Source organism: Flavobacterium sp. ASV13, assembly GCF_000745775.1.
In the GTDB taxonomy this organism is placed as follows: Bacteria; Bacteroidota; Bacteroidia; order Flavobacteriales; family Flavobacteriaceae; genus Flavobacterium.
In genome coordinates this window covers 560,954-581,605 of record NZ_JQJY01000001.1, presented here as the reverse complement: position 1 = coordinate 581,605, position 20,652 = coordinate 560,954, and the positions used below count along the sequence as shown (strand labels likewise).

The window sequence follows — 20,652 nt, the reverse complement described above, 5'->3', positions numbered from 1 at the left end:
GTTTTTTTTATAATTGGTTTAGTTAATGATGGCAGAGTAGGTTTTATTATATGGGGTTTAAAATAAAACCTATGAAGCTGTCTTTTAAAATCATAAAACTTGAATTTTAAGCAATTACTATGGTGCAGGCTTTTTTACTTGGTTTATTAGCGACATCTTCTCTAATTCTGGGAGGGATTATTGCAATTCGGTTTAATTTAAGCAATCGTCTTATCGGAAAAATTATGGGTTTTGGAGCCGGAACTTTGATTTCGGCTATTTCTTATGAATTGATTTTTGAAGCGGTAAAATTAGGAAGAGGCAGCCATTATCCTGCTTTTGGTTTTTTTGGCGGAGCGTTGTTGTTTTATGGAGCAGATAGGCTTATAGGTTATTTTGGAGCTAAAAACCGTTTGCAACTTGGCGCAGCAAAAGAATCAAATTTAATTGTTCCAATGGTTTTAGCTATTATTCTCGATGGAATTCCAGAATCAATAATTATAGGTTTAGGTTTTTTTAAACATCAAACAGGAAGTTTGGCAATGCTTGTAGCTGTTTTTATCTCGAATCTGCCTGAAGCTATTGCCGGTTCATCAGGAATGAAAAAAGGAAATTGGAGCAAATTAAAAATTATCTCACTTTGGATATTTATTACGGTTCTGTGCGCTTTGGCTTCTTTGGCCGGATATGCATTTTTTGGCGATGCCTCAAATGAATGGCTTTCCTTTATTCAGGCTTTTGCAGGTGGTGCTATCTTGATGATGCTCGCAAATTCAATGATTCCCGAAGCGTATGAACACGGACATAAATCGGCTGGGGTTTATACAGTAATTGGTTTTTTTGTTTCAGTTTGTGTCGTGGTTTATGAAAATAGGGCACATTGATTTTGAGCTTTTTAGAAAGCCTCTCCAATTCTGAAATAAATCCCCCAATCACCTTTTCCTACCGCACCATCAAGCCCAACGTTGAATTTTTCATTTTTGAATGCTCTGTATCGGTAACCTACACCGGCACCGGGATATAATTTCCAGTCAAAACTTGGTGTATCAGATCCATAAATTGTTGCGACTCCGGCAAAACCAACAAAACCCATTCTTTTATGAAAATTATATCTGTATTCGCCTTGTATCGCCATAAGTCCGTCACCACGATATTTTCCTTCAGAATAGCCTCTGATATCATCGTTACCAATTGTTACCTGTTGTTCAAAAGAAATATTTCCTAATCCGAATTTGCCGGCAAAACGCGCTGCAATTACATCTGTTTTATTTCGTACGGAAAAATAGGAGTTATATTCAGAGATAATTTTATTGGCACTGACTTCATTTCCAAACCATTCCGGATAAGTAATCCATCTTGCTCTTATTTTATTTCCTTTGGTTGGATAATAAATGGCATCCCGGGTATCATAGAGCAAAATTGTTTGCAGTCCGTTTGTGTGTGAGGTAGAAGCGGGCTGAATATCATCTTGATAAGTGGTGTCATAATGTGCATACGAATAACCTAATCCGCCATAAAATGATTTGAAGATTTTTCGCAGTACACTCACACTCACTAAAGTTGTTTTAGTACTATAATCATAAAAAGTAGGAGCATCAAAATCATCCATGAAAAATTGTGAATTTTGATTTCCGGTCATAGCAAAAAGTTGAGCACGCCATTTGTCTTCATTGAAATGCCATTTATTGAAAGAGCATACAAAATAAGATTTATTTGTTGTGTAAATAGCGGTTAGGCCAGAGAGCGATTTTGGCGAAATGGTGTCGGTTTTATCCGTTTTATACATCATCATCGGAATTGCCCCAAACATAAAATCCAAAGTTCTGTTATAACTGATATACGGCATAACATTAAAGTCAATGTTTTTGTTTTTAGTTTTTGATGTTTTAGTGCTATCAGTTGTTTTTTCCTGTGCCCAAGAGTATGAAAAACTAAGTAAAAGAAGTGTAATCAATAGAGTCTTTTGCATGTGATTTCAGAGATGAGGTCGTTACAGCTAATTGTCTGACATCTAATTTAAAACCAATTTATTTTCCATGAAACTTAAGCGATATTTAAGACGTTCCATTTTATAAAATGGAACGAGTTATTAAAATTTGGCTTTCAAGAATTCTCTAAATTTAATTCTTAAAATATTCCTAAAAAAGTTAAAATCCTAAATGAATAAAGTTGACTTCTGAAGGTTTCAAAACAATTCCCAAAAATCAAATTAAATGCATAAAATTCGATGAGGTATTGGCAATTAATAGATTTAAAATTAAAGTTTCTGACTTTGGCATTTTGCTGTTTCAACTTGAATTTTGCACAGCAGGATAGTCTTGGAAATGCAAAAATAATTAAGTTGGATGAAGCAATATTATTAGGAATTCAGAACAACCGTCAACTCAAAATTGCGAATACAGATTTGGCCATTGCCAATGAAAATGTCGATCAGGCAAAAATTGCAAAAATGCCACGCATAGGCGTAAATGGAGGTTATACTTATATTGGAAATCCAAAAATTTATGAAGGCTTTTATCAAAGCAATATTACAGTAGATTATTATAATCATCAGGCTTTCGCCAATATCATATCATCATTGCCCATTTACGCCGGAAGCGCCATTAACAAGCGAATCGATCAACAGGAACTCTTAAGCCAAATGCAGCAATCAGCGGTTAAAATGACCGAAGCAGATGTCAAAAATGCCATTACAGAGCAATATTTTACCCTCGAAAAATTATACAGGCAAATTGAAGTAACGAAACAGAATATCATTAATACAGATCTTCGAATCAGACAATTGAAATCGCGTGTAGATAATGGTCAAAACATAAAAAGTGATCTTTTGAGAACCGAATTGCAGCAGTCTAACTTTAAAGTTTCGGTTTTTAGAAGTACAAATACGATTGAATTGATTAGCAATTATCTGGATATTTTAATTGGTTTTCCAACGAATACAATTCTGAAACCAGTCGTTGCAGAAAGCATGCTTCCAACCGAAAATATAAACCTTCAGGAAAGCTTGGCAGAAGCTTTTCAAAACAGAGAAGAAATAAAACGCGCCGAAGTAAAAATCAAATTATCTGAATCTTCTTTGAGTTTGACGAAAAGCGGTTTTATGCCTAATATAAATGCCAATCTTATTCTGAATACAGAATATCCGGCACAATGGCCGAATTACGTAAATCTTCTGAATTACTGGGCGGCTGGCGTTTCATTGAATTGGGATGTTTCGAGTTTTTACAATTTAAAACACCGTATTTCAGGTGATCGTCTGGAAATTGATAAAAGCAATATTGCACTTCAGGTTACAAAAGATCAAATCAGTACGGAGGTTAAGAATGCTTACGTCAGATATGCAGAAAGCAAGGAAAATATTAAAACATATAAGAAAGATGTTGAGCTTTCAATGAGCAATTATAAAATTGTAAAAAGTAGATATGACAATGATTTTGCGTTAATCAGCGAAATAGTCGATGCAGAATTACAGCTAAATAATTCCAGAATTTCATTGGTAAATGCCAATTTAGATTTAATCATTCAATATTATTCGCTGCAATATGCAATGGGAAAACTTTAATATAAAATAGTATGAGCGAAGCAAATGCACAAAATGAAAACATTCAGAAAGATAAAAGGAGAAATACCTTTTTGACTGTCCTGTCTTCTGCTTTTTTGATAGCGGGAGGTTTGTGGATTTTGAGTTTGTTTTTTGACTTCAGTACTTATGAAACGACCAATAATGCTCAGGTTGAAGCTTATATCAACAGTGTTGCAGCAAGAGCGACAGGACATATTAAAGAAATTCGATTTGAAGCCAATCAATCGGTTCATAAAGGAGATACATTGGTCGTTTTGGATGATTCAGAATATATCATAAAAGTCATGCAGGCCGAAGCAGATTTGGCTATAGCCGAAGGAAATCTTCATTCATTGGAACAAAATATTACAACATCAGCATCCAATCAGGCTTCTGGAAAAGAAAAACTGGCAGGCGATATGGCAAGTCTCGAAAAAGCACAAAAAGATTATCAGCGTTTCAAAAATATGTATGCAGATTCGGCCGTGACAAGAAACCAATACGATCAGGTAATTTCAAAATTAAAGTCGGAGGAAGCGTATGTAAAAGCCGGTCAAAAAAATCTTGAAGCAAGCACTTCAGTAACGAAACAAAGTACTATTAATCTTGAAGCAGCAAGAGCAACAGTTGCACGAAAAAAAGCAGATTTGGCGGCCGCAAAACTTCAATTATCTTATACAAGTGTTATTGCACCAGGCGACGGATTTGTTGGCGAACGCAATTTATCAATTGGTGAATTAATTAATACCAATCAGACCGTGGCAACAATTGTTCTCAATCAAAAATTATGGATTTCGGCGAATTTCAAAGAAACTCAAATTGAAAAAATCAAAAGCGGACAAGAAGTTACCATTACAATCGATGCTCTTGACGGAAAAGAGTTTAAAGGAAAAGTAGTTGGATTTTCTCCGGCAACAGGCGCAAAATTTTCAATGGTAGAACCGGATAATTCAACTGGGAATTTTGTCAAAATCACACAAAGAATTCCAGTTAAAATTGAATTTGAAACGCCAGCAAAAGAGTTGCAGGATGTAAGACCAGGAATGAATGTAACCGTTGATGTAAAAAAATAAGAAATGTTTGCAGGAAAAAAAGGAAGCGTATTTACTCTCATAGGATTATATATCCTTACGATTCCTTTTTTTAATGGCCTCAACGTGACAACTTATGATAATTCTCAAGTCATGGGCCATTTTGGAGCTTCGACTACTGTATTTACATATTCGGTTTATATTCCAATTTTTGTGATGCTTGGTTTTATGCCTTTGGGATTAAAATTAGGAAAACAGATAAAAGTTCGCACCATGATTTTATCTGCTGGTTTTTTGTCGCTGATATTTAATTCGGCTTTATTGTTTGTGCCAAGTATTGAATGGTTTGTCTTTTTTAGGTCGCTTTTGGCAATTGTTTCTGTGATTGGAATATTTGCTTCAATGGTGCCTATTTTAATAAAATATAATCCGGCTTTTAATATGGCTTTGCTGTACGGAATACTGCAGTTTATTCAAAAAGGAAGTCAGCATCTTTATCAATATTTTGGAGCTCATTTTACTAGTTTTCACAATTGGACATTCGGGATTTATTTTTTGAATGTCAACTTTTTGATCTGTATTTTATTGGCTTGGTATTTTTATAAAGCTGATGTTGCTCCAATGAAAACGGCCTTTCAATTTGATTGGCGCGGCTGGATTATCATGCTTTTATTTTTTCTGATTATTCTTTTTTTATGTGCCGAAGGACAAACCAGAAACTGGCTTAATGACCCTAAAATTGTATTAGCAATTGGTCTTTTATTTATAATGTCAGGAATTTATCTGTTGCATGTTCGTTTTACTAACGATCCGATTATTAATCCCGATGTTTATAAATTCAAAAATGTAGTTATAGGTGCTTTTTTGATGTTTTATATCGGAATAATAAACGGAACGGGAAGCATTGTAACAGGCTATATGACAAATGTTTTAGGTTTTGATTCGGTTCTCAATGCATTGACACATTTGGCAATATTATTTGGATTATGCATTTCGATTCCGCTTTCGACTTATCTTTTGTACAAACGAATCTATTTAGCAACAATTTGGATTATGGGTTTTGCCTGCTATGGATTCTATCATATTATTCTATTTTTTAGATTTTATCCCGGAATTGATTCTTCTGATTTTTTTGTTCCTCTCGTTTTTAAAGGTTTAGGAATGGGATTTCTATTTCCTGTTTCGCTATTATATATTTCTGAAGGCGTGCCGCCACAATTGAGCACTTCAAGAATGATGAGCGGAATTATTGCACAGGCCATTTTTGCTTCATTATTAGGCGGTGCTGTTTTAGGAACTTTTATTTCGAATATGAATGTGCAGCATAAAACAGGTTTGAGCCAGCAATTATCTGAAGTCAATAAAATGGCAGAAAATCAATTAGAAAGCTACAAAAAGAACTTTTTATATATAGGATTATCGGATGCCGAGGCACAAAAAAAAGCCGAAAAAAGCCTTTCAAACCAAACCTCGCAAGCTTCAATATTATTAGCTTATAAAGACGTTTATCTGGTTATGTCGGCAATATGTTTTTTGCCCATTTTTATAATTCTGCTTTTCAAATTATGGCGAAGACCAATTGGCAGAGTAGACGTAGAGCCAATACCAATTTGAGGGTTTTGAAGAAAGCAATTGAACTAATAAAATGAGTTATTATGAAAGATAAAGAGAATCGCTTTTTATTTGGCTTATGGAAAAAGGAAAGCGGACTCGGCGGTATGCTGATTTTGCTATGCATTATGCATTTTATTGCCATTCCATTTTTTGGAAGTTATCCGCGTTTTATGGTCGGACTTAATATTTTTTGGATGCTGTTTTTGTTTGCAGGAATTTTTTCGCTTTCAAAGCACAAAAAGCAGGCGTTTATTATTTCTATCATTCCCATTTTGTTTGTCATCATTCAGTGGATCGATTATTTCAACAGAAACATCATTATTTTATTTGCAGACTTCTTTTTGACAATAGCAGTCATGGGGCTTTTAATTCTGCTGGTTTTACGAAAGGTTTTAGAACCGGGACCCGTAACAACCTATCGCATTATAGGTTCAGTTGTAGTTTATATGTTGCTGGTGCAGCTTTGGTGTACGCTGTATTTATTTCTGTTTAGACATATTGAAGGTTCTTTTAACATCGTCAAATCTCAATTTGAAATCAATAGCGATCAGGCCAGTTTTATGTATTTCAGTTATGTCAGTATTACTTCGACAGGTTTTGGTGAAATAGTGCCGTTGCATCCTTTGGCGCGTTCTTTAGTTCAGATCGAAGTTCTAACCGGAGTTTTATATCCCGTAATCTTAATAGGAAGATTGGTTTCTGATGCCAATTTTTCTACCAAAAAACAAGAATAATCAAATTAAACCAATCATATCTAAATCAAAATAAACATGGAAACTTCAAATTCAATTAAACGCAAAGAGCTCTTTGATACTATTTTACAATTATTTTTCATTTTCCTGATTGTTGGATTTTGTCTCAAATTGTTGTTGCCGTTTTTTATGCCGATTCTTTGGGCAGTAATTCTTTCGGTTGTATTTCTACCTTTATTTGAGTTTCTTCAGAAAGTATTAAAGGGACGAAAAACCTTGGCATCCGTGATTATAACTATTGTAATTATTGCTATAATGTTAGTGCCATTAATTTATTTTTTAAAGGCAGCAACAGCTAATTTTTTAGAACTGAAAAGTAGTTTTGAAGCAGGAACACTTAAAATTTCGCCTCCGGGGCAATCCATAAAAGAGTGGCCGATAATAGGGAAACCTTTATATGAATTTTTGCTTGCTATGTCAACAGATCTGGAGCAGGGTGTAATTAAATATCAGGATCAGATAAAAGAATTTTCGGCAAAAATTATGGGAAGTATTTTAAGTTCGGGAGCTGCATTTCTGCAATTTATATTGTCGGTTATAATTGCAGGAATTTTGTTGGTTACACCAGGCGCTAAAGCTTTTGCAATGAAATTTCTAAGAAAAATTGCCGGTAATGAAGCAGAAGAAATCATGACCATTTCAGTTTCGACAATTTATCAGGTTGTAAAAGGGATATTAGGAGTTGCGGTTATTCAGACCATTATTCAGGCAATCGGATTGTTTTTAGCCGATATTCCGTATGCGGGAATTTTGACTTTGATTTGTCTGATATTTTCAATTTTACAGATTGGGCCAATTATAATAAATATTGGCGTTATCGTTTATTTGTTTTCGACAGGAGATTCGGGTTATGCCATTTTTTGGACGATATTTTTCATTATCAGCGGACTTTCAGATAATGTTTTAAAACCGCTATTACTTGGTAAAGGCGCTCTTGTGCCAATGTTAGTTATTTTCCTTGGAGTCATAGGCGGATTTATTATGTCCGGATTTATTGGATTATTTGTTGGACCAATCGTTTTTTCAATTGGTTATAAACTATTCATCGCTTGGGTTAACGATCATCAAGAACCTGTAGTTGATCCTTTGGAAATTCCAGAACCTTTGGAATAAGTTTGTTTTGAATTAGTATAGAACTAAAAATCCCACTTCAATAAAGTGGGATTTTTGATTTCTGTTTTTATTTCTTAAGCCCGAATTATTCTTTATACAGAACAATTGTGGCTTTGTATCCAGTTCCAACATTCCATTGGCTGGATTCAATTACTGCGCCTTTGTCATCATACACTTGGAATTCCGCAGTATTTGGTGAAGCTGAACCTTCATTTAAAGCTTCAAAATCAATTTTATTAATTCCTGGAACCAATGTTATTTTGAACCCCTGATATTCTCCATTCATTGTAACTTCCGGTTCAATTACCTTATCGTTTAAATAGACTTTAATTTTATCGCCATCTACAAAAGCGGCGTCGCGATAACGAATTGTTGAGGTAAAAGTTGCCGTTTTAAAGCTTCCTAAAAATTGATTTTGTCTGTAAAAAATGCCTTCTACATTTGCTGGTGACTTATACAAATTGGTATCCTTGAATAATTCTTTTGGATCAATTTTAGAAGGATCTGGCTTTTCAACAGGCGCTGGCGGATTAACTTTTGGCGCTTCTTCTTTTGGCGGAACAACTTCTTTTGTTTTAGGAGTTTTCGCCGGAATTGGCTTGTATTTGTTATCCAGTTCTTTTTGCGCATAACCTTGAATCGAAATTCCGATTGCAAGAATTAAAGACAAAAATCCTATTCTATTTTTCAATTGTACTAAATGCATATATTCTTAAAATTAATTTGTTTATCTCTATTATGTATAAACATTTAATTAAAGTATTTATTGCCTTTTAGGCCAATTTTAGGATATCAATAGAATGGATTTTGTATAATCGTAATTGTATTTCAGAATAGAAAAATAATCTCGATTTTTTAAAATTGAATAAAAATTAATTTTAAAGAAGACCTAATTGCCGAGCTTTGTTTATTAATTCCGTATCGCTTCCTCTTCCTAACAAAAGTCTACTTTTTATATTGGCTTTTCGTTTTTCTATTGAACTCATAGACAAAGGAATGTGGCTTGGCATATCAACTGTTTTTACGCCTTTTGCAAGAAGACTTAAAATTTTTGTATCAAATTGATCCCAGTCATAATCTTTTTTAGAGAATGCTCTCTGTGATTTTATGATTTCGGAACTGTAAATCGTTTCTCCAGATAAAATTTTCTCGCATGTTGAAGGAAACGATTCAAAGTTTATTTCGCCTTTATAAATGAATCCTTCGGGCTTTATATCACTTAATACTCTATTGACAATAAATACTTCCGTATGCATTGTAAGTAATAAAATTTTGCATTGGGGATGTGTCTTTCTGATAACAGCAGCCAAGTCAATACCGCTTAAAATATTCAATTCAGGATAGGCAGGTAAATTAACATCAAGAATCGCAAAATCAATGTTTTGATTTTGATTTTTAAGGAATTGTATTTTTTTATATGCGCTTTCGCAGTTATAATTTTTATAAAAATCGGCTTCGGTTTTATTGAATGAATCGTCTGATAAAAGATTTACATAGCTATCTACGGTCATCGGATGGTCATCAACAATCAGAATATTTAGTGGCATTTTTCTGCGTAATTTTTTTACAAACATAAATAATGATTATGTTAAAATATTCATATTTTTTTAAAAATTTCTAATTTAAGCTGATTCGGTGCATCTATTTCTACTTAAAAAGTTTATTATTCGTTTGATTTTATTTTTGCTTTATATTTGAGCCAATAAATATTGAATATTGTGAAGTTTAATTTAAAGTTAGAGCTTTTAGTCTTTTTTTTAATCACCCTAGTGTGTCTTCTTTTTCTCGATAAATCACGTTATTACGAACAGAAAGAAAACCTTTTTAAGGAGAAATATTTTCAATCACTTTCGAATGAGAAAAAAGTAAAATATTTAGATTCAATAGCATTGTTGTTACCAGATAAAAAGAATGATACTGTTCTTCGTAATCTTTATTTAAAAATAGGAGCGGAATATTACTTCTTAAATAATTTAGACAAATCCTATAAGTACAGTAAAGTTGCTTTAAAGCTTTCTATTAAAGAAAATGATAGTTCAAGAATGGCAAAATCGCTTTATTATATGGGAGATTGTTACGAAAATGCCCAAAAAGACAGTGCTTATTTTTATTATTTAAAGGCTCAAAAAATTTATCAAAAAATCCACGACGATGATAAATTAGGTCGGGTACATTTTAATAAAGCTTATGTTTTATTCTATGACGGAAACTATCCTGAATGTGAAATTGAAATTACAAAAGCGTTGAATTATTTCGAGGAAACAGACAATTTACCAGCTGTTTTTACGTGTAATAATATGATGGGTAATTGTTTAGAAAAACTTTTTTTGTACGATGAAGCATTAAAGTATCATCAAAAAGCATCAGAAGTTTTAAAAACAATGGAAGAAAAAGGATTAGGAACAAAAGACGCTGTAAATGATTACAAGGTAACTTCTGTTATTAATATTTGTAATCTTTATGAGAGAAAAGGACAATATCCTTTAGTAATAAAAAAATTGAGTGAGTTGTTAACGCAAGATTTACTTCATAGGTCTCCCAGTGCATACGCTACTGCTTTAACAAATTTGGCGCATTGTAAGATGAAAAACAAAGATTACAAAAATGTTGAGGCCCTTTTTTTTGAAGCTATTAAAATTAAAAAAAATAGTAATGACCCAGGGGGAACCATATATGCTAAAATCCATTTAGGAGAATTTTATCTCACGCAAAAAGATACCCTAAAAGCAGTTAAAAGTCTAAAAGAAGCTCATGAAAGCGCTGTTGGTCAGAGAAATACAAATGAGGTTTTAACAAGTCTTAAATTGTTGTCTCAAGCAGATAAAAAAAAGAGTCTTTTTTATGCCAATAGATACATTAAAATGCGTGATAGTATTGAAAGGGTTAAGGCAATTTCGAGTAATAAATATGCCAGAATCGAATATGAAACACAAAGTATTGAGAACGAAAATAGGGTTTTGACCAGAAAGAACTTTTATACCTTAATTTTCTCGTTTTCCCTTTTTTTAGTGCTTTCAGCAATTTCACTTTACATTTATTTGAAATATAGAAACAAAGAGCTGCGATTTGTAAAGCAGCAACAAAGTGATAGTGATGAAATATTTCAGCTTTTAAGCGAACAGAATGAAAAAATAAACAGAGCAAAAGAGGAAGAAAAAAACAAAATTGCCAGAGAACTTCACGACGGTGTAATGAATAAAATATATTCGATACGAATGAATTTAGGTTTTTTTAATGCCAAAGTTGATGAAAATACAATTGAAAAAAGGAAAGAATATATTTTTGAATTACAAAATGTGGAAAACGAAATTCGATCAATTTCTCATGATCTGAGTCAGGAATCCTTTCTGGAAAATAGCGATTTTAATACTTTGCTGCTAAATTTAGTTGAGAAACAAAAGGATGTAAATGATATAGAATTTCATTATGTAATTGACGAAGGATTTAAATGGGATACGATTTTAAATATTTACAAGATAAACATTTACCGAATAATTCAGGAAGGAATCTTGAATATCCATAAATATTCCAATGCTTCAGAAGCCATTATAAAAATTGAAATGATTGATGACAAAACTTTAAAATTATCAATTAAAGATAATGGAAAAGGATTTGATGTTGTTGCTGAAAAAAAAGGAATTGGCCTTAATAACATTAAAGAAAGAACAAATTCTTTAAAAGGTCATCTTGAAATTTTATCTAAAAGAGGAAAGGGAACGCAAATTACTGTTTTGTTTGATGTTTAGAATAAAAAGTCGTCTTGAACTTTTTAATCTGCTTAGAATAATTTTAGGCCATTAACAAAATGACTTTTTATAATTGTAATTGCCTTTCAGAATCGCAAGTAGATTTAAAATATAAGAATAATCTTATTTTAATATTTTTTAGACTTTTAGTGTCAAGCCTTTGATTTTTAGAGTCATAATTTGGTTTTAATTAATTATTAAACCTTAAAATTATGAACCAAAAAATTAAAATCTTAAAGAGAATTGCGCTTTTCTTGTGTATTATGGTGCTTTCTGCTAATTGCACAAATGATGAAAACTTAGAAAGGCAAGATGGAAATTCAAGCGCTAAATTAAAAGAAACACAAAAGTGGTTTAGCAAATATGAATCCGAGGGTGAGAATTACTTTTTGTTAGATAGTCTGCATTATAAATGGGACGAAGCAAGAATCACAAATTCAGAAGATGGAACGGAAACAACGATTGTACCTATAGTCGAAAAGAAAAAGGACAATAGGGAATTTTGGGAGCAAAGATTGTACATTTACAAGACAGGCGAGAAAGATTACAAGGCGTTAGTTTATGAAATTGTTACTAATAAATATGTTCCGTTAAGTAAGCACTCTTTAGATGGTGGTGACTTTACTGGTTTTATTAGTGTTTGGGATTTAAAGACTGGTTTTGTGAGAGCAGCCAGATTTGAGAACAATCAAATTATAGAAACTGGTGTTGTAGAAGTTATAGATTATACAAAGAGAAACGCAACAAACAAAGCTCCAGTTGAAGCTCCATGTGTTTATGCTGATTTTGGTGATGGTGGATGCGGTGGCAAAAGCAACGGAGGCACCGAAACAACATTCAATGGTGGGGCATTACGAGAAGTTCCTGTAAGTGCTCCAAGTAAAGGAAGTCCTGTTGAGTATTATGGACCACGTTCCCCTGTAATTGGTGGCGGTAATGCAGGAGGTTATACTTCGCCAAGTGGTGGTGGGGCGAGTAGCGGTGGAAGTTCATCGACAGAAGTAGTTCCTCCTAGTTGTGAATGTTTTAATTTTATAACAAAAAAAGGAGCAAATTGGCAAGAAGCCTTGGTTATAAATGTTAATTTTAGAATTGTTTTATTAACTCCGCCAAATCACATTCAAATAACACAGGTAATCTCGTTTCCTCAGGCAATAAGTTTTGGTATGCCTGTAAATTTCAATAAAGGAAATGGAGATGTAACTGCGGGTGTTGCAGCAACAGTTTCTGCAAGAGTTCTTCAATTAGCAATGGATGAAACAGTTGCTAGATTTGGAAAAACGGAAGTATCTGAAATGACAGTTAGATTATATTTTCAAGAGCAATTAATAAATGAGTATCGCAAATACACTAATGGAGGAATTGTAAATTTTAATTCAACATCAAATATTCCTGCAACACAATACAAAACAAATCCAACAAGTTCAGGTAATTGTGATTAAATTATATAAATTATGATATATGAAGTTTTAGCAAATTTAGCATATATATATTATCCTAAGAATGTATGCCCTTGGGATGAAAGAGATAAATACTTGAAAACGAAGGAATATAAAAGATTAAAGGAAATTATTGGTTCTTTTGATTCCGATGAAAATCTTAAAATTCGTGATAATATTAAAAAGGAATTCGAGGATGATTTAATTTTCAAAGAATTTCAAGATTTTTCGAGATTCGATGGTTGTGAAGACAGATGTTTTACTTTCTTTTTGAATATTATTGAAGATGGTCAACTGCTTTCAATTTCCTTACATATTAGTATTTTATTGCCTTATTATGTGATAAGAAGAGGATGGCATTATGCTGAACCTTGGTTTACAAAGGAAAGGATTGAAGAGTTAGAATCTCAAAATTTGGATAGGAGAAAGATCGATGATTTAATTTTAGATATTGAGAAAATTGTTGAAGAAAAGCTGCTATATCAAAAATTTCCGCAAACTCTAATGCATACGATTATAAATGATATTGGCTTTCAAGGTATTTCACTAGGTCATTTTAAAATGTATAATGTTTTTTTTAATAATGAAAATATATGAAAATTCTAAATAGAAATTATTCGATTTTTGTAGCAATCTGTACTTTACTGGTTGTCTATTTTTATTTTGTTCAATACTTTTTTACAATTAATTTTTATGACACTTACTATGTCGTAAGTTATTTTTATTTGATGTTGCCAATATTTATTATTGGGACTTTTTTTTATCTAAAACAAATTTTAGTTGTGAGATTAAAAAAAGGAATAAAGAAATCTCCAAATAGTTCTTTTTCACAATGGTTATTGTATTTTTTAGCACCGAATTTATATTTTAGATCAAACTCTTCAACTAGGAATTATTTAATTTTTGTAATAATTTGTACATCTTTGTTTATCTATTTGTACTTAACAGATTGTTTTTATTTAACTTATTATAATGGTTCCTTTCAATTTATTAAATATTACTATTTTGTCTTACCTTTTTTAGTAATTGGAAATATTTATTACGGAATTAAGTTTTTTAAAATAAGAGAAAAAAATAACAATTAACTATAATATGGATAAACTAATTGGCCAATTTGAAATTGGGTTATTTTTATGGCAAATCTTTATTGTTGCCCTTTTTGTAGCAGTAATTTATTTTATGTCTAAGCTTTATAAAAAAATAAGCAAGTAAATTTTAAAGGCTAACTTTTTACAGTTAGCCTTTTTTATATTTAGTTAATAGATATTTTTCTAGCTTAAAAAACACATATTAAGAACAATTGCGCTAGATAAAACAGCTATCTTTTCTTCATACTTAGAATAATTTGGCATGACACTTATTTTGTAACTGTCTGTAGCTGTAGATTTATTTTTCAGAGTTCCGTTCCAGTTATTGTTTATTGATCCAATCTGATTTTCAGAGGAATCATTGATAATAAAATTTGATTTTTTCCAGACATCACAAATTTCTGCAATGACATGATTGGAAGTGTTTAGAATCTTAAATTCTGGTTTAGAAAAGCTAAATTTTGGATTTATTGCGCCTATTTTTTTTCCAGTAGCATCTTGGATCACAATTTCCGATTTTAAGAAATTGCCTCTCTTTGAAATAGTAGCTTCTAAACCGCCATTTGCACTTCTAATTTCAATATTAAAAGGAAGTATTGATTTGCCAATAGTTGCTGGAAGGATTTTTTGAATAAAACTGAATTTTTGTTTAATTCGGCCTATTCTTTCTCTTTTTTCGTTATAAATATGACAGCTTTCCTGAAAGCCATTTTTTTTGTCTACAAAATAGTTATTAGTTTCAAAGAAATCTGAGATCATAGTTTTAAACTGGTTGGTTATTTTTTTGGTACCCAAAAATAGAACTTAAGTTACAGTTAGAAATAAGTATAAATACCCGTTTGTATCTCAAAAGGTAAAAATAATAACGGTATTGAGAGAAAATAACTACACTGATAATCATTGTATTAAAATGTGCGAGTCAAACTTTCTTTTAAAGAATCGCTAATGATTGAAATTACATTTTTAGTAATAATAAATACGCTTATTCTTTTCATTTGATACTATGTTTCGGCCAAATAGAACTGCGTTCAAATAATTGTTGAAAAGCGCTTTCTAAAAAAGAAAAATTTTTAAACATTTGGGACAAAAATAAAATGAGAAGAAAATGCAACCAATACCATTTTTGAACCTCTTTTTTTTTTAAGAAAAAAATAACAAAACCAGATTCAATTCTAATGTTATTTTAATGTAGCGCCGAAAATTTCGTTCTAACTTGCGCTCCATTAAGAGTAGAAAAATGTTAGAAAAAATTAGAAATAGTATCGCTTGTAAATGCCTTCATGCATTGCTGATTGGCTATTTTTTAATGAACAGTATTAATTTTTCCGGAACATTTGTCAGAATTGTAAATAACAATACCGAACAGGATTCTGTAAAAGGAATCACATGCAATTTCTTAAAAAAAATATTCAAATGCGATGGCATTTCGGAAGAATTGGATGATTATGAAACAAAGGAAACCAAATCAACAAAACAAGCAAAAGGTATTCCATTGTTTGAATATATAATTCCATTTGATTCCTCATTGACTGATCTATATTTTCAGGTTCATGCCAAAGGAAAAAATTATATCAATAATCCCATTTTCTCTTTTGGATTTCATGGCAAGATTCATCTGCGCCCTCCCCAGAATATTGTATAAATAGTATTTTTTTTCTGTTGCAAAAAAATATATACTAAATCCATAGTATAAGTTTTTTCGTATGTAAATAATTATCTATTAATGTAATATCTATACATAAATTAATGACACCTCTTAAACGTTTTTACAACTTGCTTACATTGGATAAGCGCGATGTATATCAAATAATATTTTATGCCGCATTTGCCGGTTTAGTAAATCTTTCGCTTCCGCTAGGAATTCAGGCCATTATCAATTTCATTCAAAGCGGACAGCTGAGTGTTTCCTGGATTATTCTCGTAATTCTGGTAACCATCGGAGTTGGTTTTGGTGGTATTTTGACTATTTTGCAACTTCGAATTGTAGAGAATTTGCAACAGCGAATTTTTGTACGTTCATCGTTTGAGTTTGCTTACAGAATGCCTTTGATTAAATTCAAAGAAATGTATTCTGAATATGCACCCGAAAAAGCAAACCGATTTTTCGATACACTGATGGTTCAAAAAGGAACTGCAAAACTACTTCTGGATTTCTGTACTGCTTTTCTACAAGTCGGACTCGGAATCATATTATTGGTTTTGTACCATTCCTTTTTTATGGTAATCGGACTTTTGTTTATTGCCATTTTATACATCATTTTTAAATTTTCGTATAAAGACGGTTTGGAAACAAGTCTTAACGAATCAAAATTCAAATATAAAGTGGCAGCCTGGCTTCAGGAAATTGCAAGAAACCGTGACAGCTTTCGTAAAAAAGGCGGTTTCGAATATGCGCTGAAACGCAATGACGGCTATGTAACGAAATACATAGATAATCGTGAAAAGCACTTTCAGGTAATGAAAAAACAATACATTCAGCTTACTATTTTTAAGGTAATTGTTACGGCTGCCTTGTTGTCTATTGGTGGTTTTCTGGTAATTCACCATCAAATGAACATTGGGCAGTTTGTAGCAGCTGAAATTGTTATTGTATTGTTAATCAATTCGGTAGAAAAAATAATTTTCGGACTAGAATCTTTTTATGATGTATTGACATCTGTAGAAAAAATTGGTCAGGTGACTGATATGGAAACTTCGTGTATTCCAGAAAAGACTGCAATCAGTGAAGCCGGAATTACAATCGAAACCGAAAGTGTTGCGTACAATTATCCAGATCATAATAAAAAATCCCTCAAAAATATTAACCTGAAAATAAATCAGGGTGAAAAAATAATATTGCGAGGAACAAACGGAGCAGGAAAAAGTACTTTACTTAGACTGCTTGCAGGTTTGCTTGAGCCAGAAAGCGGTGACATGTATGTGACCGATACTTTTATGAACCGACTTGATGAAGACAGTTACCGAGCACAAGCTGGTACGTATTTACAGGGCGATACGCTTTTTGCCGGTACAATCAGAGAGAATATTCTTTTTGGAAATGAAGAACTAAATAATGAGGATTTGAAATGGGCTTTGGACAGTGTTGGCCTGACGCCGGATATTAAAACATTCCCTAATGGTCTAGAACACCAGGTTCATCCGGGCGGACATGAACTGTCGGCTTCAGATATTCAGAAAATATTGCTTGCGCGAAGTATCGTTCATAAACCTAATATTTTGTTCCTTGAGGATCCTGTTGATAAAATGGACGAACTGACATCAGGAAAAATTGTTGATTTTTTACTTTCTAAAGAAAATGACTGGACGGTAATCGTAACTTCTAAAAATGATATTTGGAAGAATAAATGCGACCGAATGATAACCATTGACGACGGAAAAATCATTAATGACATAAAGCTATAATCATGCTCAATATATCAAAAGACAACAATATACTTATAACTCCGGGAAAGTACACTTCTATAACAAGTGTTGCCCGAAGACCTCATTATAAAATTTTAAACAGAGTCATCATCGGATTTTTATTGTTCTCTGTAGGCTGTCTGTTTCTTCCATGGACACAGAATATTTCAGGAAGCGGTTCGGTTACGACTTTAAAACCAGATCAAAGACCACAAACGGTTCACAACGCTATTGCCGGAAGAATCGAGAAATGGTATGTGCAGGAAGGTGATTATGTGAAAAAAGGTGATACGATTGTTTTTATTTCTGAAGTAAAAGAAGATTACTTGGATCCAAATCTTGTTGGCAATACAAAACAGCAGGTTGACGCTAAAAAAATGGCGGTTGAATCCTATGGCGACAAAGTAAATTCTCTTGAAGTTCAGGCAAAATCACTTAGTACAGAAAGAGAACTGAAATTACAGCAGGCGCAAAATAAAATAAAACAGTCACAGCTTAAAATTAAAAGTGACAGTATGGATTTGGAAGCTGTAAAAACACAGTTAAGAATTGCCAAAACACAATTTGATCGTTCGACCGCTTTAAATAAAGAAGGCTTAAAACCGCTGACAGATGTTGAACAGAAAAGATTGAAACTTCAGGAATCTGAGGCTTATATCATTACACAGCAAAACAAGCTTTTAAGTAGTAAAAATGAATTAATAAACGCAAGAGTAGAAATCAACCGAATTACAGCTGAATATGCCGAGAAAATTTCGAAATCAAGAAGCGATAAATTCACCGCTCTTAGCACACAATATGACACAGAAGCTCAGGTAAATAAACTTGAAAATCAATATGTAAATTACAGTTTAAGAAACGGTTTGTATTACATAACAGCGCCTCAAAGTGGTTATGTAAACCGTGCTTTGTTGGCTGGTTTGGGAGAAACGATTAAAGAAGGAACTCCAATTGTAAGTATCATGCCATCAAGTTATGATATTGCGGTTGAAACTTACGTCGATCCAATCGACCTTCCGTTAGTGCATCGCGGTGCAAAAGTTCGTGTTTGGTTTGATGGATGGCCAAGAATTGTGTTTTCAGGATGGCCAGGATTATCATACGGAACTTACGGCGGAAAAATTGTAGCAATTGAAAATTTTATCAGTGCCAATGGAAAATACAGAGTACTTATTTCTCCAGATGGCGAGGATAATAAATGGCCTAAAGAATTGAGTATTGGAGCAGGAGCACAAAGTATTGCTTTGCTGGAAACGGTTTCGGTTTGGTATGAAATATGGCGAAATCTGAATGGTTTTCCACCAAATTATTATAAGTCAGATGTAAAAGAGGCAAAATATGAAAAGGACAAAAAATAAATTGAAATACGTTGTACGACTATTTTCTCTTTTGTTTTTATTCGGTTTTTCTGTTTCGTACGGTCAGGATTTTAATAAAGAGGAATTAAGTTACAGCGAATTTTTAGGGTACGTTAAAAAATACCATCCGTTGGTAAAACAGGCTAATCTTGAGATAAGCAATGCACAGGCGGCGCTGATGGTTGCGCGTGGCGGATTTGATCCTAAAATTGAAGTAGATTACAGCAAAAAACAATTTAAAGGAACTGAATATTATTCGTTATTAAACAGCAGTTTCAAAATCCCGACTTGGTACGGAGTTGAAATAAAAGCAGGTTTTGATGATACTGATGGACAATATTATAACCCGCAGAATAAAACTCCAGAAGCGGGTTTGACTTCTTTGGGAATAAATGTTGCTTTAGGACAAGGAATGTTCATCAATCAAAGAATGGCCGACGTTCGAGAAGGAAAACTGCAATTAAAATTGAGCGATGCACAACGAAAATTGAAAGCAATTGAAGTGTTGTACAAAGCAAGCGAGGCGTATTTTGAATGGAGAAAAAGTTATAATGAAGCCGAGCTTTACAATCGATATTTAGGCTTTGCAAGCAAACGTTTTGAAGGCGTAAAAAAGTTAATTGAATTAGGTGACGCGCCTGCAATTGACAGTGTTGAAGCCGGAATTACAGTAAGAAACAGACAACTGAATGTTGAAAATGGAAATCTGAAATTAGCCAAAGCCAAATTATATCTGTCCAATTATTTATGGATTGAAAATGTTCCTGTAGAACTGGAAGATAATGTAAAACCAGAGGAGAACCTGATTCAGACATTGGAAACAACCTTAAAAACCGATGCGATGATGGTTGAAGTTGAAGGCCTAGAATCACATCCAAAACTTCAGGCTTTAGAAACGAAGATGGATATGTTGGAAATTAACAGAAAATTGAAGGCTAATTCGTTGCTTCCTAAGTTGAATGTTGGCTACAATTATATTTCAGAGCCTTCTTATTGGAACTCATTCAACGCCGATGATTATAAGTTTAATGTCGATTTTAGTATTCCGATTTTTTTGAGAAAAGAAAGAGGAAGTCTTAAACTGGCAAAATTCAAAATTCAGGATATACAGTTTGATATCGAACAGCAAAGATTGGAGCTGAAAAATAAAATTAAAGCCCAGCAAACTGAAATATCATCTTTAAAAAGACAAAAAAAGGTAATTGATAATCTGGTAAAGGATTATGTAACAATGCTAAATTCAGAGGAAAAACTGTTTTCATTTGGCGAAAGTTCCATTTTCTTGATTAATTCCAGAGAAAATAATTTGGTGAGCGCGAAACTGTCTCAAATCAGCATTGAAAATCAGTTTTACATTTCAAATGCAGAATTATACAAAATACTGGCAAATCCAGATTAGAAAAGTTTATTTGTTCGCTTAGTTGTTGGTTATATTAGGAGAAAACAGCAGTAATTTTTTTTACTGCTGTTTTTGTTTTTAATAATTTTTAACCATTTGTAAATGGCACACAGATAATACGGATTAAACGGATTTTCACTGATTATTTATAAAATCTGTTTAATCCGTG

The 20,652-nt window shown here is 32.6% G+C and carries 17 protein-coding genes; 13 read left to right on the top strand and 4 right to left on the bottom strand.

Annotated features, from left to right (window positions below):
- Positions 1 to 119: 119 nt before the first annotated feature.
- The gene (locus GQ47_RS02480) at positions 120 to 863 is read left to right on the top strand and encodes a ZIP family metal transporter (protein WP_051951315.1); all 744 of its coding nucleotides are present in this window, start codon (positions 120 to 122) and stop codon (positions 861 to 863) included.
- Between the two features lie 11 nt (positions 864 to 874).
- On the opposite strand, the gene GQ47_RS02475 is transcribed toward GQ47_RS02480, so the two are convergent.
- Positions 875 to 1,948: a BamA/TamA family outer membrane protein gene (locus tag GQ47_RS02475; RefSeq protein ID WP_035644395.1), complete on the bottom strand. Its 1,074-nt coding sequence runs from the start codon at positions 1,946 to 1,948 to the stop codon at positions 875 to 877.
- A 258-nt stretch (positions 1,949 to 2,206) separates the two neighbouring features.
- On the opposite strand from GQ47_RS02475, the gene GQ47_RS02470 reads away from it, so the two are divergent.
- From GQ47_RS02470 to GQ47_RS02450, 5 genes are read left to right on the top strand one after another with little or no spacing between them, the layout of a single operon-like run.
- Positions 2,207 to 3,541, top strand: coding sequence for a TolC family protein (locus GQ47_RS02470; RefSeq protein ID WP_081909303.1), 1,335 nt, complete (start codon positions 2,207 to 2,209; stop codon positions 3,539 to 3,541).
- Between the two features lie 11 nt (positions 3,542 to 3,552).
- Positions 3,553 to 4,614 carry an HlyD family secretion protein gene (locus GQ47_RS02465; RefSeq protein WP_035644386.1) on the top strand — a complete coding sequence of 354 codons (1,062 nt, stop codon included), beginning with the start codon at positions 3,553 to 3,555 and terminating at the stop codon, positions 4,612 to 4,614.
- 3 nt (positions 4,615 to 4,617) lie between these two features.
- Entirely contained in the window at positions 4,618 to 6,186 is a 1,569-nt protein-coding gene (locus GQ47_RS02460; protein ID WP_035644384.1) for an efflux MFS transporter permease, read from the top strand.
- 41 nt (positions 6,187 to 6,227) lie between these two features.
- A complete protein-coding gene (locus GQ47_RS02455) occupies positions 6,228 to 6,920 on the top strand; it encodes an ion channel (protein ID WP_035644381.1) in 693 nt (230 codons plus the stop codon).
- Between the two features lie 36 nt (positions 6,921 to 6,956).
- The gene (locus tag GQ47_RS02450) at positions 6,957 to 8,051 is read left to right on the top strand and encodes an AI-2E family transporter (RefSeq protein ID WP_051951312.1); all 1,095 of its coding nucleotides are present in this window, start codon (positions 6,957 to 6,959) and stop codon (positions 8,049 to 8,051) included.
- A gap of 85 nt (positions 8,052 to 8,136) precedes the next feature.
- Here GQ47_RS02450 and GQ47_RS02445 read toward each other — a convergent pair whose 3' ends face one another.
- Positions 8,137 to 8,757 (bottom strand): hypothetical protein, encoded by a 621-nt coding sequence (locus GQ47_RS02445; protein ID WP_035644378.1) that lies wholly within the window; start codon positions 8,755 to 8,757, stop codon positions 8,137 to 8,139.
- A gap of 172 nt (positions 8,758 to 8,929) precedes the next feature.
- On the bottom strand, positions 8,930 to 9,598 hold the full coding sequence (locus GQ47_RS02440) for a response regulator (RefSeq protein ID WP_035645134.1): 669 nt from the start codon (positions 9,596 to 9,598) through the stop codon (positions 8,930 to 8,932).
- Positions 9,599 to 9,769: 171 nt separating this feature from the next.
- On the opposite strand from GQ47_RS02440, the gene GQ47_RS02435 reads away from it, so the two are divergent.
- From GQ47_RS02435 to GQ47_RS02425, 3 genes are all read left to right on the top strand, one after another.
- On the top strand, positions 9,770 to 11,797 hold the full coding sequence (locus GQ47_RS02435) for a tetratricopeptide repeat-containing sensor histidine kinase (RefSeq protein ID WP_238567936.1): 2,028 nt from the start codon (positions 9,770 to 9,772) through the stop codon (positions 11,795 to 11,797).
- Between the two features lie 212 nt (positions 11,798 to 12,009).
- Positions 12,010 to 13,239 carry a hypothetical protein gene (locus GQ47_RS02430; protein WP_035644377.1) on the top strand — a complete coding sequence of 410 codons (1,230 nt, stop codon included), beginning with the start codon at positions 12,010 to 12,012 and terminating at the stop codon, positions 13,237 to 13,239.
- A gap of 12 nt (positions 13,240 to 13,251) precedes the next feature.
- Positions 13,252 to 13,833: a hypothetical protein gene (locus tag GQ47_RS02425; RefSeq protein ID WP_035644375.1), complete on the top strand. Its 582-nt coding sequence runs from the start codon at positions 13,252 to 13,254 to the stop codon at positions 13,831 to 13,833.
- A 674-nt stretch (positions 13,834 to 14,507) separates the two neighbouring features.
- On the opposite strand, the gene GQ47_RS02415 is transcribed toward GQ47_RS02425, so the two are convergent.
- The gene (locus GQ47_RS02415; RefSeq protein ID WP_035644371.1) at positions 14,508 to 15,083 is read right to left on the bottom strand and encodes a phospholipid scramblase-related protein; all 576 of its coding nucleotides are present in this window, start codon (positions 15,081 to 15,083) and stop codon (positions 14,508 to 14,510) included.
- 478 nt (positions 15,084 to 15,561) lie between these two features.
- Here GQ47_RS02415 and GQ47_RS02410 point away from each other — a divergent pair, with 478 nt between their 5' ends.
- From GQ47_RS02410 to GQ47_RS02395, 4 genes are all read left to right on the top strand, one after another.
- A complete protein-coding gene (locus GQ47_RS02410) occupies positions 15,562 to 15,966 on the top strand; it encodes a hypothetical protein (protein WP_035644369.1) in 405 nt (134 codons plus the stop codon).
- Between the two features lie 104 nt (positions 15,967 to 16,070).
- Positions 16,071 to 17,726, top strand: a complete 1,656-nt coding sequence (locus tag GQ47_RS02405; protein WP_035644367.1) for a peptidase domain-containing ABC transporter — start codon at positions 16,071 to 16,073, stop codon at positions 17,724 to 17,726.
- A gap of 2 nt (positions 17,727 to 17,728) precedes the next feature.
- Positions 17,729 to 19,084 (top strand): HlyD family secretion protein, encoded by a 1,356-nt coding sequence (locus GQ47_RS02400; RefSeq protein ID WP_035644364.1) that lies wholly within the window; start codon positions 17,729 to 17,731, stop codon positions 19,082 to 19,084.
- A complete protein-coding gene (locus tag GQ47_RS02395; RefSeq protein WP_035644363.1) occupies positions 19,065 to 20,483 on the top strand; it encodes a TolC family protein in 1,419 nt (472 codons plus the stop codon). Before GQ47_RS02400 ends, GQ47_RS02395 begins: the two co-directional genes overlap by 20 nt.
- The last annotated feature ends 169 nt before the right edge of the window (positions 20,484 to 20,652 follow it).

What these genes read in the sequence shown, in the direction of transcription:
- GQ47_RS02480 (WP_051951315.1), top strand. Translation starts at nt 120, where the DNA reads ATGGTGCAGGCTTTTTTACTTGGTTTATTAGCGACATCTTCTCTAATT.
- GQ47_RS02475 (WP_035644395.1), bottom strand. Translation starts at nt 1,948, where the DNA reads ATGCAAAAGACTCTATTGATTACACTTCTTTTACTTAGTTTTTCATAC.
- GQ47_RS02470 (WP_081909303.1), top strand. Translation starts at nt 2,207, where the DNA reads ATGAGGTATTGGCAATTAATAGATTTAAAATTAAAGTTTCTGACTTTG.
- GQ47_RS02465 (WP_035644386.1), top strand. Translation starts at nt 3,553, where the DNA reads ATGAGCGAAGCAAATGCACAAAATGAAAACATTCAGAAAGATAAAAGG.
- GQ47_RS02460 (WP_035644384.1), top strand. Translation starts at nt 4,618, where the DNA reads ATGTTTGCAGGAAAAAAAGGAAGCGTATTTACTCTCATAGGATTATAT.
- GQ47_RS02455 (WP_035644381.1), top strand. Translation starts at nt 6,228, where the DNA reads ATGAAAGATAAAGAGAATCGCTTTTTATTTGGCTTATGGAAAAAGGAA.
- GQ47_RS02450 (WP_051951312.1), top strand. Translation starts at nt 6,957, where the DNA reads ATGGAAACTTCAAATTCAATTAAACGCAAAGAGCTCTTTGATACTATT.
- GQ47_RS02445 (WP_035644378.1), bottom strand. Translation starts at nt 8,757, where the DNA reads ATGCATTTAGTACAATTGAAAAATAGAATAGGATTTTTGTCTTTAATT.
- GQ47_RS02440 (WP_035645134.1), bottom strand. Translation starts at nt 9,598, where the DNA reads ATGCCACTAAATATTCTGATTGTTGATGACCATCCGATGACCGTAGAT.
- GQ47_RS02430 (WP_035644377.1), top strand. Translation starts at nt 12,010, where the DNA reads ATGAACCAAAAAATTAAAATCTTAAAGAGAATTGCGCTTTTCTTGTGT.
- GQ47_RS02425 (WP_035644375.1), top strand. Translation starts at nt 13,252, where the DNA reads ATGATATATGAAGTTTTAGCAAATTTAGCATATATATATTATCCTAAG.
- GQ47_RS02415 (WP_035644371.1), bottom strand. Translation starts at nt 15,083, where the DNA reads ATGATCTCAGATTTCTTTGAAACTAATAACTATTTTGTAGACAAAAAA.
- GQ47_RS02410 (WP_035644369.1), top strand. Translation starts at nt 15,562, where the DNA reads ATGTTAGAAAAAATTAGAAATAGTATCGCTTGTAAATGCCTTCATGCA.
- GQ47_RS02405 (WP_035644367.1), top strand. Translation starts at nt 16,071, where the DNA reads ATGACACCTCTTAAACGTTTTTACAACTTGCTTACATTGGATAAGCGC.
- GQ47_RS02400 (WP_035644364.1), top strand. Translation starts at nt 17,729, where the DNA reads ATGCTCAATATATCAAAAGACAACAATATACTTATAACTCCGGGAAAG.
- GQ47_RS02395 (WP_035644363.1), top strand. Translation starts at nt 19,065, where the DNA reads ATGAAAAGGACAAAAAATAAATTGAAATACGTTGTACGACTATTTTCT.